This is a genomic window from Stenotrophomonas sp. STEN030 (assembly GCF_056759995.1).
The window spans coordinates 26,446-40,057 of record NZ_JBRREB010000029.1; the positions used below are offsets into that span (position 1 = coordinate 26,446).

A 13,612-nucleotide genomic window follows, 5' to 3' on the forward strand; every position below is an offset into this window, starting at 1 on the left:
GCCCCCCCCTCTAGGCCGTGCTAATGGTGCAAATGGTTTGCACCATTAGCACGTTTATGCCCCCTCCCTCCTGTCGATCCTACTGGGGCGGCGGGGCGAGGAAGCGGATCTTCTCAGCTGTCTTCCGACGGCCAACCCAATCATAGTGGATCGAAATGAGGCCCTTGCGGACCAGTATTGAAAGCAGGTCATGAACTTTTTTTCCACGCATACGCCTGCACGGAGCGCGTGTCGAGACAGTGCTTACGTAGTCGAGAGAGTACTCCTTTGCGACTCGCACGCCGGCACGGGCAGGTTCGCTGCGTAGTTTCTCGTACAGCCAGGCGTACAAAATATCAGCATCAGCCTCGGCGGGGTCGACTTTCGCGAATGTTTTAACGTACTGCTCCGAAGAGTAATCCCAGATACGGATGGAAGTCATCAGGCATTCCATGCCGATTTCATCACCATCGTAGCGTTCGGTTACGTGAAAAGCTGCCGCCATTCGAGCGACATTGTCAGGCAGCTTGGCGGCGAAGTCGCCAGCATGTTGATAGCGACCGCCAGCGCGTCTCTGCTCTTCCACGTAGTTGTAGTACAGCGTCCAGGTCTTGCTAGCTGCCTCATCAAAGCGCAGCATCCTGCGCTTGTACTTGTTGGCACGCATGGCAGCGATGCCTTCGAGAATCAGCGTTTTGATATTGCGAGTGAACTCGTCACGATGGGTGCTTCCCACAGGCGCGGTGTTGTTATCAAGGACCAGGAAGCGCTTTCCCTGGGTTGAGACTGCATCGCAGTACAGCGTTCGGCCGAAATAGCCCGAGTCGATGGCGCCTTGGCCGCTTTTGGATTTCAGAATCGACGTGAGCTTGTCTGGCTGAATCATAAGCAGGCTAGTGAGGCGTGGCTGCTCACAGTAGTAGCTAGCGACCGTGATGCGAGGATCGTCAATCTTCTCGCCGCTCCAAGTGTCACAGAGCATAGTGTCGTTAGGAAGAACTACGTCGCGTAAGTAGGCGGCGCAGTCACCAGATACGATCGATAGGCAAGGGAAATTGGTCAAAGCGCGCTTGAGTGACGCTATTCCTGGCTCCTTGAGTGAGGCGTGGATCTCACTCGGGGGGATGGGTTTGCGCGCATCATGATCATCCATCTGCTGAAGTATCTCGTCCTTGTCGAGACCTTTTGCCGACTTCAAGTCGTACGCGAGTGATTTCTCCTTGCGCACCCATTGGCGAAGGTTAGCTTCGTAGTTAGCGTGTTCCAGAGTGGAGTGTGCCTTGAGCTCGACATCGACTTGGTCGAAGGCACCAAAGAAATCTCGCCGCACATCGGTCTTGCGTTCGCCAGGTGGGGCGCTGATCAGGGCGTACACGTTAGTTCCGACGATTCCGCCTGCAGGCTTGGTGACGTCAACCAACGCCTGCGCTGCTGCACAGCAGGCAGTTGCTGCAGTGAAATAAGCCAGCTCGGGCGGAACCTTACGATCAAGGGTGCATTCTTCCGCTGCCGTATCGAAGCGGCGTAATGGTAGCTCACGGGGCTTAGGTAGCAGGTGGAACGGGAAATGGTGTTCGAAGGTAGTCATTGGATTTCATCCGGGAATATCTACCCTCGGCCCTAAGGCCGAGGGTTTGAGTGAGTTGGGCTTTGGACGGGCGCGAAGCACGCGGCCTTTAGTTTTTGCGTCGGCTCGGGCGACTAGGGGTGCGTGAGCGTCGTGTACGGTGCTTCCGAAGTCGGTTCGTCACTGCGAGCAGTGTCTTCGGATTTCCCAATACTGCTTGGGCCGATGGGCGGCGTGATTGGCAGGCTCTGGCTACAGAGCTTGCAACAGGGCTGCCCTTCGCTACTCTCCATCGCCTTCATCAGCTTTTCGAAAAGGCCTGGATAAAGCTTCATACCGCCGTCTGCCAAGATCTTGATGATTTGCTTGGTCTTCATACCTTTCTGGCGTGCGACTGCCACTGCTGGGTAGAAAGCATGGAAGTCCTGCAGTTTCGCCTGCAGGGGGTCAACGGCAGTCGTTTCAAGCAGGCGGATCACACGCGCTGCGCGCGTTTCGCGAGCATCGGTACCCTTGGATGGGATCTTTTCGTTCTTCATGGATTCCCCCTCAGGCACTCGCTGCATTCGATTCGCACAGCTGCAGCCAGGCGACAATCGCGCCCAGCTTCCAGCGGCGCGGGCCGCGGCCCGTGGTTGAGGACGTGATCGGACTCGGGAACAGCGGGTCGTAGCTGGAGTCCTTGGGGTTCTGGCGCGCGTAGAACGTGCTACGGCCCTCATCCAGAAATTCCCAGGCGTGGCGCGCTGTCAGGCGCTGCTCCATGTGCGGATACTGAATATCCACTTGCTTCGTACTGGAACCGCAGCCCTCTGCGCGAGCGAGGGCCGTGGTGCGCTCGCCCAGCACGCGGCTGATGCTGTGAGCGGGGTTGGAATGTGAAACGAGTTTGGTACGGAAGGTCACTACGCTTGCTCCAGAATTGAACGGACGTTGCGGTTGCATTGCAACGATGGTGATCGTCGCCGTCTGGAGTTTTTTTCGCCCGCCTTAGCTGGCTAAGCATTCCAATTAATGCTGGAATGTGATAAGTGCCTTGGCTGACTAGGGGGCGGGTGCCTTGGGGTGGTATCGGCTTTTATTCGACGACTTCAATTCCTTTATGCGCTTTAAGCGAGACTTGGGCCGACGTTCTTCGAATTCGGGGGCGCAGACGTGCTCTGGTCGTATCAGTGTTGTTGCGTAACTGGCTTCATTGCGCCCGGTTAATCCCATCCTTTTAAGGGAACCAGCAATGTCATCTCGGTGGGGATAGGTCTCCCTTGAGTATCCTCTGGCTAGGTGGGGCGACCAAAAAAGCTTTGCCGCCGCGAGCAACGTTAGTACTCCCGGGGTGAGGTAGGGGTGGTCGTTTGTTCTCATTGAAATTGGTATCAGCGTCGGGTCGCAGAGTTCCATGGCGAGTTCCAACATTGAAGCGGGTTTCGATTTCTTGTCGCAAGCCTGCAGGAACTTGCCGTTGAAGAACGCCTTGGTTTGCTTGCGCCGATCGACCCTTTCCGGTGCGCTCAATTTCTCGTGATCGAACCAAAAATCCCTGTTGGCTTTCAAGATCTGAGCGAGTTTGGTAGAGACGTATGGAGGAAGCTTCCCAACGACCTCGCCATCCACAAATAGTTCGCTTAAGAAACTGACGGTTCGTAGGCTTCGCGAAAATTGAGCAACGTCTCTGCTTCGGACCCGAAGCGCTTTCGAATTTATTTGTACACGGAGTGGCAGGCGAAGGAAGTCGTTGCCAACTTCTGTTTTTGTGGGCTCGTTGTATGCCGCAATGAACCAGCCTTCCATTGGTAACGTGCTTAAAAAGCTCCTGGGTAGTGGATAAGCTATCTCTGTCCAATCGGAGTCTCTGAAGATTAACGATGAGAACAAAGAGCATTCGACGCATTGGCCTGAAGCCAGGCGATCAACGTCATGATTGGATACTGCCAGGCCTGCGATGTCTCCAAATTGCATTTGTATCGGAAGCGAATCGGCAGCTTCCGGTTCAATCTTTTCGATGAATTCAGTGTGTACGGAATAGTACGTAATGCCATGTCGCGGAAGCGATGTATAGAGGGGGAGATAGCCGCGTGAACTATGGTGAAGTAGCGTGCTTACAGGGATGCCTAGCTCTTTCGATACGTAGGTCAATCTTCTAACTTCTTCGGTGCTATACATGGCCTGTCGGTAAGTGCAATGTTGGTATCGTTTTGGATTCTAATACTCAATAGCGTGGAGGTGAATTTCTTGCGATGACGAGGAAATTCTTTACTGCAGGTTAGAAGTAGACACAGAGAAATCACCTTGTGTCACGATTTAGGTTCAGTTCGCTTAGGAGCAGCCGCGCCATCTGTTGTGGCGCGGTAGGGCATACGGCCATTAGTCGTAACCTTGGTAACAGGAGGCTTCCACCGGAATGGTGTGTTGCCGAGCACTTCAATTTTGCCTCCCGATGTCTGAAATTCTGCGACATCTTCGGCGATGCGGTCGTGACTTAGATCATTGGCATGGGCCGTCGGGGCGTAGACCGAGTCCGACCTTGTAGCCGGGTATCGGCCTTTAGTACGCTTTATTGCCGTCATGACTTGTTTCTCCTATGAGTTGAATTCCGATGAGGCGAGCACTGTGCTTAGCATGCTCGTCGCGTTCAGCGCGGCAGTAGGGGCCGCCCATGGCAAAGGACCTGCAGACGATAGGTCTGCTGGCATAAATTCGACACTTCATCTGTTTCCCATCTAGTGCTGCGCACCACCCATCTTGGTCCTTGGTCATGACATGCAAGCCTCCGACCTGATGGGTTGTTAGATGGGAAGGCACTGAATCTTCTTTTCCCAAAATTACTGTGAGTCTGCAGCACAGTGAATCACACGTAGTGCACGTGATCTTGGCGTTGCCTTCTCGCTCAACTCTGTTCATGTCGTGGCAGTGATGACGTTGCGTGAGTAGTGCAATAGCTGGCCGCGATATGGCTCTAGGTCGGAGTCATGCATTCGACATCTTGTCGATTTGAGGGCGAACATTTGCTTGATTAACATCCGGCTGAATTCTTCGCTGCTACTCAAGCCCGGATCTGTTATCACGACCTCGGCTCTAGGTTTAGCATGGTGTAGCACGATATTCGCTATGACCTCGGATTGCGATCGATCATGTAGAACGTCACTGGCTATGATCACGTCAAAATTGCCTAGCGTGGATAGCTCCCGCCCATGACGGAGTTGATGAAACTGTACGGGTGGCAATCCGTTCAGTGCGGCATTGTGAGCTAGGAAAGGCTCGGCCAATGGATGCTCGTCGCAGGCAATCACCTCGACTCCGCGTCGCATCAGCACAATGCTAGCGAGTCCAATCCCACAAGAAAGCTGAAGTATGCGTTTGCCCTCGATGTCGAAGCGGCACATTGCCTGGGCAAGTAGTTGACCCGATGGCCACAGCTGACCGAACAAACCCCATTGTGCTGAGGAAATATGAAGACGCTTCCTGTGCCCCTCCAAGTCGCTGACTTGTTGCTTATCGCTGACGATGCGTAGCAAGTAGGAGTCGCCACCGATGGTGACTTTCACGTTGCGTGTCTTAAAGCCGGGCATTGCGCACTCCCGTCGAGCGACCACCCATGGATCTGGGCAGGTAACGCATGAGAAGGGGCGATATGCGTAACTGTCGAAACAGCTGCACCGAGCGCGAAGCAGGCTGGACCTGTGATTTGATGCTAGCACGTCTCAGGATTGATCCGCTTTGGCCCCACGCATGGCAGAGACGAATTCAGTACCCGTGTTCTGCAAATAGCTCTTCGTTCTTCGTGACGGTCACCCAGCTGGGCACGAAGGCTTTGGGAAATTCGGGTACGCCAAAGGCGTGGCTGCCTCAAGCAAGATGAAGTAGGTTGAGAGATACGCCTATGTCCCGCCTTTTAGCGGAAAAGAGCTTTGGGTGCTGAATGCGCTCCAGCAGCCAATGAATGGGGTGAATTCCGCACTGGAATCGCGTTGCTGGCTCAATGCCGATAGTTGCTTCTCAGCAACTCGAGCTGCTCGGTAGCCGCCAGCATGCTTTTGATCCTATCCAGCACTGCTTCAATGCCATTTCGGCGCTCGGCTTCATTGGGTAGCCCTACTATCGAGCGCAGTGCCTTCTTTGAGAGAATTTCCAGAGAGCGCAAGGTGTCCAGCCGTTTGGAATAGTTCCAAGAATGGGTAGACGCCATCATATCGGCCGCGAAATCATCTAAGTCGGCCCGTGCATCGTCATGGTTCATGGCTGATCCGTGCGCGAAGTGCGCGTTTGAACAACCACCATAGGCTCTTTCTAGCGTTCGTGTGTGACGAAGCTGGGTAGTGCCAGGTAGCGAGGTTGCCCTTAGGCAACCGGAATGGGAGCTGCCTGATGATCAAAGGGGCCGTTGCTGCCTTTTTCGCGTTGGTTCTCAGCTTCTCGTACTTGAGTGGTTTCTCTGTTCCACTGTGGACGTCCGGTTCAGAGTCAAGTGTTGTGACAAAAACTCCGACGCCGATGGCGCGCCTGTGCTGGTGACGAGAGAAGCGTCAGCTACTTGATGCGTAGAAATAGGCGCCCAGCACGGTACATTCCGGTCGCTCTTTTGTACTACAACGGAGGGTTCAGCACGTGTATGAATCTAACCTCGGGCCTGGATTTTCTACGAGTACCGGACTGCGAGTTCGGCAGACTACTCTGGTTCGCCGAGTAGCAGCGTCCAGACAAGTGACGAATCCTTGTAGCGATAACGCAGGCCCTCGACATCGATCTGCGTCGCCATGTGACCGCAAATATCCTCAAGCACATTGCCTACAATTACTTGGCCCGGGCAAGAGGATGTGCCGACACCCATAGGTCCGACGTCTATGTCCGCTTTGGCTACCATTTGCACTGCCCGTCTTTCTCCGCACGGACCTTCTATGTACATCACCTTCAGCAAAGCCGTTCTCCCTACGCCAAGCCCCAGTGGCTGCAGATGAGCAATAGTCCTTCCTTTGTTATGCCAAGGCGAAATGTTGGATGGTGGCGTGAACCTCGCCCAAAGCTTTTTTTTGGAAGCTAGCATCGGCCAGGCAAATCCAGCTATAGAGCAGTTCGAGTGCTTTTGATCGCGTAGTTGGCTACTACTAGTGCCTTAGATGTAGCGCTATGGTGTGTTCGACGGGTGCAATCGTCCATTGCTGCGACGATGCTTTTGATCTTCGAGTTTTTTAACCCGTCGGATGCGGCGAAGAGTCGCCAACGCCAATGCGAAGTTCTTAACCCTTTCAAGGCCATCCCTTGATTTCTGGACAAGACCTGCTCAAGTGAAAATGAATTGGAAATTACGCGGCAGTTCTTATCTTCTAGGAACGGCGGGGCACTACGGGCAGGGCTTTGTGAATTGCACTAGCAGCAACGGCCGCATGCCCGAACGCTACGGCAATTTGGTTCAGGTCTGTTACTAGGTCGCCAATGGCGTAGAGCCCAGTACGCGTGGTCTCCATGTGTTCATTTGTCAGTACTGCGCCTTCTTCGTTGACGCAAGCTCCCGCGTTGATCGCCAGTTCCCCCCCGTGCTGGCGCCCCCATAGCCGCATATACAAGATCAAATCTGTGGACGTACCCCAATGCGTCGGTCACGTCCCAACCATCATCCGTGCAGGCTAGGCTTCGTAGTTGGGGAAGAACCTGCAAGCCTTCAATATCTGAATTTCCAGCCAGCCCTAGGTTGGCTTCTTCCAGGGGAGCTATGGTGACGCGGGAAGAGAATGCGGACAGGTAGCGGGCATTGGGTGCCGCCCTGGCCAATGGCCCCACTATCGCAATCCGAAGGTCGTTGGCCTCGTAGCCGTCGCAAAGTGCGCACGACCTTAGGAGTCCTTTGCGCAGTGATTCTTCGGCATCACCCGAAGCCAAAGTTGGCAGACAGTCCACAACCCCGGTCGCCAACAACACTATAGGCGCTGACCACTTCTCAATCCCTGCCATCACCTGCCATCCTCCGGCTAGCTCATGGTGATTCGTTTTTGATGAATCGTTGCGCCATACCTGGACGCTTGCTCACGCAATCGATGAAGAAGTTCTGTCCCGGATACGCCCAATGGGAACCCGGGACAATTATGACTCTCCGGGATCCAGCGAGCTCAGCTACAGCCATCATCAAAAACGATGACACGCCGGTGCAGGCGTCGTAGGTAAGTAGCTGCGGTGAGTCCGGCCGGCCCTCCGCCGATGATGATGCAATCGAGATTCATGGTCGTGGCATAGGAGGTGTAGATGGCGCAGCCTGCCACGAACAAAGACTGTATGCACTAATTGCTGAAGCGGCTTCACTGCGAAGCGAAGCTTCCAAGTGCATCTGCGCCAATCCAACTATTTAGCCCGCTTGGCGGAATAGTGAAAATGGCCAGCATTACCGAGGTGGACATTCCAGCGATAGTGGACGCTTCCCACCTATGTGCATCCTTGAGGAGGCACTACGCGAAATTGCGCTGCTTCAGCCGGAGCGCGACGTTCACCAAAAGGAGCAGAACCGGCACTTCGATCAGGGGGCCAATGACGGCGGCGAACGCGACCGGCGAACTGATGCCGAACGCTGCTACCGCTACGGCTATGGCGAGCTCGAAGTTGTTGCCCGCTGCGGTAAACGCGATGGCGGTCGTGCGCGGGTAATCTTTGGCGATCAGCTTGCCCATGAAGAAGCTGACGGTGAACTGGACCACAAAGTAGATTGTCAACGGGATTGCGATTCGCAAAACGTCCCACGGGAGTTTGACCAGATCTCCGCCCTTCATAGCAAACATAACTGTGATCGTGAACAATAACGCGACCAAGGTTATCGGGGAAATGATGGGCAGGAACCGGTGCTCATACCAATGAAGCCCCTTCGATCTGGTCAACGCCCGGCGCACTAGATACCCGGCGGCGAAGGGGATGCCCAGGTAGATCAGAACAGCTTCGGCAACTGGCCAAAATCCAACATTGAGTACTACTCCGTGCAGCCCAAGCGCAGCCGGCAACCATGAAAGAAAGAACCAGGCGTAGACGCTGAAGAACGCGATTTGAAACAGTGAATTGGAGGCGACCAATCCGGCGACGTATTGATTGTCACCTTTTGCCAGCTGGTTCCAGACAAGCACCATCGCGATGCAACGGGCTAGGCCGATGAGAATGAGGCCTGTCATGTAACCCGGTTGTTCGCGCAAAAAGATCACTGCCAAGACGAACATCAACGCTGGGCCTATCAGCCAGTTCTGGATCAGGGATAGCGCCAGCACACGCTTGTCCTTGAAGACCACGCCCAGTTGCGCGTAGTCCACCTTGGCAAGCGGCGGGAACATCATCAGGATCAGGCCGATGGCGATCGGCACGTTGGTGGTGCCGATGCTCAGCGTATCTATTCGGTACTGCAGGGCCGGGAAGGCGACGCCCAAGCCCACGCCGAATGCCATTGCCAGAAAGATCCAGACGGTCAGGAAGCTATCAAGAAACGACAGGCGCTCGGCAGGCGCCTCTGCTCTTTCGTTCATCTGCAGCGCGTCGCAGTGCCGCAGGTTTGATCGTCCGCGCAGCAGTTCTCGGTCAGGTAGTCGACCAAACTGGTCATCACGTCGAAGTTGGCGCGATAGCAAACGGTGCGGCCACGCTGCTCGGAAGTGACCAAGCCAGCGCCGGCCAGCTCCTTCAAGTGGAAGGATAGGGTGGCGCCGGGAAGTGTCAGTGCCTGGGCGATCTCGCCGGCCAACTTGCCACCGCGACCTGCCTCTACCAACAGACGGTAGATCGACAGCCTCGTTCCATGACCAAGAGCGGCCAGTGCTAGCGTTGCGGACTTATGTTCCATAAAACTAGAATAATGGAAATGACTACCAGGAGCAACCATGCTCGACCTTCCCAATATCCACCCCGCCTCCCTGCAACAGCCCGTCAGTTCCGACCTGGAGATCATCAGCGCCAGCAAGCACTGCCCGCGCATCCTGATCCTCTACGGCTCGCTCCGTTCCCAGTCCTATAGCCGCAAGCTGGCTTTGGAGGCACAGCGCCTGCTGCAACACTTCGGTGCAGAGACCCGGTTGTTTGATCCCCATGACCTGCCAATGCTGGACGCGGTGCCGGCCGATCACCCCAAGGTGCGCGAATTGCGCGAGGCATCGTTGTGGTCCGAGGGTCAGGTCTGGATCAGCCCGGAAAGGCACGGGACATTGACCGCTGTGCTGAAAAACCAGATCGACTGGCTGCCGCTGGAGGAGGCTGGCATTCGTCCCACCCAAGGCCGCACGCTCGCAGTGATGCAGGTCAGCGGGGGTTCCCAATCCTTCAATGTGGTGAATGCGTTGCGCGTGCTGGGGCGTTGGATGCGCATGATCACCATACCCAACCAGTCGTCGGTACCCAAGGCGTGGCAGGAGTTTGATGAGCAGGGGCGGATGAAACCGTCGGCGTATTACGACCGGGTCGTCGACGTGATGGAGGAACTGGTGAAGTTCACGCTGCTGGTTAGGGATCGCAGTGACTATCTGGTCGATCGCTACAGTGAGCGCAAGGGTGACGCAGCGATGACGGCTCTTGCGGCGGCCTCTGGTGCGAATTCTCCTCAAACGGCCGCAGGAGGCGGAGCATGAAGGCAACCATCTACCACAACCCCAGCTGCGGAACCTCCAGGAACGTGCTGGCTCTGATCAGGCATGCGGGCATCGACCCATTGATCGTCGACTATCTGACCGATACGCCATCCAAGGCGCGATTGGCTGAGCTCATCGATAACGCTGGAATAACCGTGAGAGAAGCAATCCGGCAGAAAGGAACGCCCTATTTTGACCTGGGCCTAGACGATGCGGAGCTTACCGACGATCAGTTGATCGATGCCATGCTGGCGTATCCCATCCTGATCAACAGACCATTCGTGGAAACTGACCTTGGTGTGCGGCTTGCTCGCCCGTCAGAGGCCGTTCTTGCAATCCTACCGGCGATAGCCACTCCCTTCGTAAAGGAAGACGGCGAGGTGGTGATTGATGAGCGAGAGAGAAGACCCACATCTTGATCTTAACGGAAGCGCAACCGCTGCAGGACAGACGACGAAAACTTTCAAAACAACTCCCTGACCGTCACCGTCTTGTCCTTGCTGAAGGGCGCCGTACTACCTGGAAGAGGATGGTGGGCATAGGTTTCCGGTGGTCTTTACGAAGAAGATGAACTCATCGATGTAGTGGGTGTAGAGCGGCATTCACCAGCAGGCCTGCCAAGTTCAATGGCGGTCGCGAAGAGTCATTGAGGAATGGGCTACAGCTCGGTTCTGGTGCGTCATGCGGAATGGTTAGTAACCAGCGCGGGCATCACCGAGCTTTTCTAATGACTACCACGGCAACGGCCTTGTTCGAACGTTGCAGGTACCGATGCTTGCCCCGGACGGAAGCGCCGGAATCAATCGCTAAGTCGCAGCAGTTCGCTGGTTCATATCCTAGAACTGCGGCATTCATGGTCAGGAATTTATAGCGATGATGTTTTCTTCTAGTCGGGAGCGAACATCGCCAAGGCAGTGGTTTAGGGCGCGTTATCGGGTGTAAAGGTTGTGTTGTCGTCTTGTGAAAAGATGCGGCGTCAGGACGAGAAACACTGATTCCTTCCAAGCTTTTTAGAACGCGCTGAGGGGGCGGATTCGGTATTATTTTGCGCGTCTTCACAGAAAATTTAGGTGCACTTGGCCAGCGTTGGTTTTCACCTTCATCGGCCAAATCGCCATGGCACGCCCTATCTGGACTGGAACACTGTCATTTGGCTTGTTGAACATTCCTGTTTCGCTGATGTCTGGTGAGCACCGTGTGGATTTGAGCTTTCGCATGTTGGATTCCCGCGATAAGAAGCCCATCCGCTTCGAACGGGTCAACGCCGATACCGGTGAAGAGGTTCCCTGGAAGGATATCGTCAAGGCATTCGAGTACGACAAGGGTAGCTATGTGGTGGTCGAGAAGGAGGATATTGCCTCTGCTGCGCCACAGACACATGAGTCGGTTGATGTGGAAGCCTTCGTCGACCGGGACGAGATTGGCATGCGGTTCTACGAGAAGCCCTACATCTTGGTGCCCGGAAAGAAGGCAGAAAAGGGTTATGTGCTGCTGCGTGAGACACTGAAAAGCACGGGCAAAGTTGGCGTCGCGCGGGTAGTGATCCGGACGCGCGAGTATCTGTGTGCCGTTGTTCCTGAAGATGATGCGTTGGTGTTGATGATGCTGCGTTACCCGCAGGAGCTGGTCGAACCGGACGACTACAAGCTACCCACCGGCAAACCCGGCGACTACCGTATCGCACCGAAAGAAATGCAGATGGCCAAGGATCTAATCACATCCATGGAGGCGCATTGGAAGCCGGAGACATATCACGACGAGTTCCGTACACGCTTGGAGGCGATCATCAAGAAGCGCATCAAAGCGAAGGGTGCAACCACGAAGATCGTGGAGCACGAAGCTGACGGTCACGAAGACGCCGCGACCAATGTCGTTGACTTCATGACGCTGCTGCAGAAGAGCCTGGAGAGCAATCGCCGTACACCGGCAAAAACGAAATCTGCGGCCAAGAAACCTGCCAGGAAGGCGACAGTGAAAGGAGCGAAGAAGACTGCGAAGAAGGCGGTACGCAAGACGTCCTGACAGCCCATGAGCAGGCGAATCGTGCCACTGGAGGGGCTGGGTACGGGCCCGCGAGGACGGACGTATCTCTACGCGTTTCCCGTTGCCGGTGAGGATTTTGGCAAGCTGGGCATAGCGCGGGATCCTCTGGTTCGGTTGCAGGCATTCTCCCGCAGGTATTACGACTTCTTCGATCTGACGCAAGGCTGGTTGGTGGAGGCCGAATCCATAGGCGAAGCGCGCAGCTGGGAAGCACGCTTGAAGCGGCTATTGCGGCTTCATGCAGCACCTGCGCCAATCGAAGTGCCTTCGCGCGCCGGTGGCAGGACGGAATGGTTTCGCGGCGCCTCTCTGCAGCTGGTAGCGGCGCGGGAGCAATTGGCGGCGCAGGGATTTCAGGTTCACGCGCCGTTATCGACCTGGGTTGCGGACCAGTTGCTGCCATGGCGCGATCAACTGGATGGCCTGGAGCGTGGCTTGGTCGCACAGCTGGGGGCCGTCGAGAACTGGCCCGCGGCGTGGACTCATCCGGTATTGATCGCGCTGCGGGACGCGTTGGACGCCTGTGCCGTGCTACAGCTTTTCCTGGACGGCGCAGTCTCGCCGGCGTTGCAGGCTTGGCACAGGCGCAACAGCCTTTCGCCATCATGACCGGAAATCATTCAAACGCCCCATCAGCCGCTTTGTCGGCGTTGGTGATCGCCAACTAGCTGAGCGGCACCCATATTCCGGACCTATGGCGTTGTTTCTGCGTGACGCGCGAAAGGCAGGACCTCATGACGCCTTACCATCGTCATTGCACATTGCGGTCAGCTCAATCGTAGGAACGCGCGTGGCGGACGGCGATCTCATGTACTGAGGCCTGAGGGCATGTATTGCTCGGCAGGTGCTTTCTATATCGATCCGTCCAAACTGGTCGGGTGTGCGGGCATCACGCACGGGCACGGCGATCACGCGCTTGCAGGCAGGGGTGCTATCACCTCGCTACCGCCAGCTTGCCTATCCTGGAATGGCGTCTGGGTGTCCAGCAGTACGTGTGCCATGCCTACGGCGAGCCTTTCAGGTTGGGGGTGGCGACGGTGTCGTTGTACCCAGCAGGCCATGTACTTGGCTCTGCCCAGGTGCGGGTTGAGGTGGACGGGCAGGTATGGGTCGCATCCGGCGACTCCAAGCGTCGGTTTGATCCTACCTGTGCGCCTACCGAGCCGGGTAAGGCGCCTGCTTATACGCTGTGCGGCCATCTGCACCCGGTGCTGAAGCTGCCTGCGATGGGTGCGCATCAGCTGTTCTGGATCGGCGATCGATGCACGGTATTGCCTGCATTCTCCCGGTTCACTGGCGGACTACAGGTCGAAATCCGCCAAGCGCGGGGCAGCGTGCTTTGCAACGGGCGGGATCTTCTGGAGCTTGAGTGACAGTGCTGGCCATAACTCTGGAGTTGGTCGTTGGGCAGCGGCCAGCCTGTCATTGTTCGAGTTCATCGGTCGCC

Annotated in this window: 15 protein-coding genes and 1 pseudogene; 5 read left to right on the forward strand and 11 right to left on the reverse strand. The window is 55.9% G+C overall.

Annotated elements, in window-relative coordinates; genetic code table 11:
* Positions 1–79: 79 nt before the first annotated feature.
* The 11 genes from ACVOLR_RS11665 to ACVOLR_RS11715 form a co-directional block, all read right to left on the reverse strand.
* On the reverse strand, positions 80–1,567 hold the full coding sequence (locus tag ACVOLR_RS11665; RefSeq protein WP_481536558.1) for a DUF3987 domain-containing protein: 1,488 nt from the start codon (positions 1,565–1,567) through the stop codon (positions 80–82).
* Positions 1,568–1,680: 113 nt separating this feature from the next.
* The gene (locus tag ACVOLR_RS11670) at positions 1,681–2,085 is read right to left on the reverse strand and encodes a hypothetical protein (protein ID WP_481536559.1); all 405 of its coding nucleotides are present in this window, start codon (positions 2,083–2,085) and stop codon (positions 1,681–1,683) included.
* 10 nt (positions 2,086–2,095) lie between these two features.
* On the reverse strand, positions 2,096–2,452 hold the full coding sequence (locus tag ACVOLR_RS11675) for a hypothetical protein (protein ID WP_481536560.1): 357 nt from the start codon (positions 2,450–2,452) through the stop codon (positions 2,096–2,098).
* Between the two features lie 138 nt (positions 2,453–2,590).
* Positions 2,591–3,706, reverse strand: coding sequence for a hypothetical protein (locus ACVOLR_RS11680; protein ID WP_481536561.1), 1,116 nt, complete (start codon positions 3,704–3,706; stop codon positions 2,591–2,593).
* Between the two features lie 381 nt (positions 3,707–4,087).
* Positions 4,088–4,444 carry a YkgJ family cysteine cluster protein gene (locus tag ACVOLR_RS11685; RefSeq protein ID WP_481536562.1) on the reverse strand — a complete coding sequence of 119 codons (357 nt, stop codon included), beginning with the start codon at positions 4,442–4,444 and terminating at the stop codon, positions 4,088–4,090.
* On the reverse strand, positions 4,441–5,088 hold the full coding sequence (locus ACVOLR_RS11690; protein WP_481536563.1) for a class I SAM-dependent methyltransferase: 648 nt from the start codon (positions 5,086–5,088) through the stop codon (positions 4,441–4,443). Before ACVOLR_RS11690 ends, ACVOLR_RS11685 begins: the two co-directional genes overlap by 4 nt.
* A 431-nt stretch (positions 5,089–5,519) precedes the next feature.
* Entirely contained in the window at positions 5,520–5,780 is a 261-nt protein-coding gene (locus tag ACVOLR_RS11695; protein ID WP_481536564.1) for a hypothetical protein, read from the reverse strand.
* 1,084 nt (positions 5,781–6,864) lie between these two features.
* A complete protein-coding gene (locus tag ACVOLR_RS11700; protein ID WP_481536589.1) occupies positions 6,865–7,098 on the reverse strand; it encodes an FAD-dependent oxidoreductase in 234 nt (77 codons plus the stop codon).
* A 546-nt stretch (positions 7,099–7,644) separates the two neighbouring features.
* Positions 7,645–7,755, reverse strand: coding sequence for an NAD(P)-binding protein (locus ACVOLR_RS11705; RefSeq protein WP_481536590.1), 111 nt, complete (start codon positions 7,753–7,755; stop codon positions 7,645–7,647).
* A 222-nt stretch (positions 7,756–7,977) separates the two neighbouring features.
* Positions 7,978–9,030, reverse strand: coding sequence for an ACR3 family arsenite efflux transporter (arsB, locus tag ACVOLR_RS11710; protein ID WP_481536565.1), 1,053 nt, complete (start codon positions 9,028–9,030; stop codon positions 7,978–7,980).
* A complete protein-coding gene (locus tag ACVOLR_RS11715) occupies positions 9,027–9,344 on the reverse strand; it encodes an ArsR/SmtB family transcription factor (protein WP_481536566.1) in 318 nt (105 codons plus the stop codon). The genes arsB and ACVOLR_RS11715 overlap by 4 nt, the downstream gene beginning before the upstream one ends.
* 37 nt (positions 9,345–9,381) lie before the next feature.
* Here ACVOLR_RS11715 and arsH point away from each other — a divergent pair, with 37 nt between their 5' ends.
* The 5 genes and pseudogenes from arsH to ACVOLR_RS11740 form a co-directional block, all read left to right on the forward strand.
* Positions 9,382–10,122, forward strand: coding sequence for an arsenical resistance protein ArsH (gene arsH, locus ACVOLR_RS11720; protein ID WP_481536567.1), 741 nt, complete (start codon positions 9,382–9,384; stop codon positions 10,120–10,122).
* Positions 10,119–10,541, forward strand: a complete 423-nt coding sequence (gene arsC / locus ACVOLR_RS11725) for an arsenate reductase (glutaredoxin) (RefSeq protein WP_481536568.1) — start codon at positions 10,119–10,121, stop codon at positions 10,539–10,541. The genes arsH and arsC overlap by 4 nt, the downstream gene beginning before the upstream one ends.
* 697 nt (positions 10,542–11,238) lie before the next feature.
* Positions 11,239–12,144 carry a non-homologous end joining protein Ku gene (ku, locus tag ACVOLR_RS11730; protein WP_481536569.1) on the forward strand — a complete coding sequence of 302 codons (906 nt, stop codon included), beginning with the start codon at positions 11,239–11,241 and terminating at the stop codon, positions 12,142–12,144.
* Positions 12,145–12,150: 6 nt separating this feature from the next.
* Positions 12,151–12,774, forward strand: a complete 624-nt coding sequence (locus tag ACVOLR_RS11735; protein WP_481536570.1) for a GIY-YIG nuclease family protein — start codon at positions 12,151–12,153, stop codon at positions 12,772–12,774.
* A 219-nt stretch (positions 12,775–12,993) separates the two neighbouring features.
* Positions 12,994–13,328, forward strand: a pseudogene (locus ACVOLR_RS11740) (ligase-associated DNA damage response exonuclease); the annotation flags it as partial.
* Between the last annotated feature and the right edge of the window lie 284 nt (positions 13,329–13,612).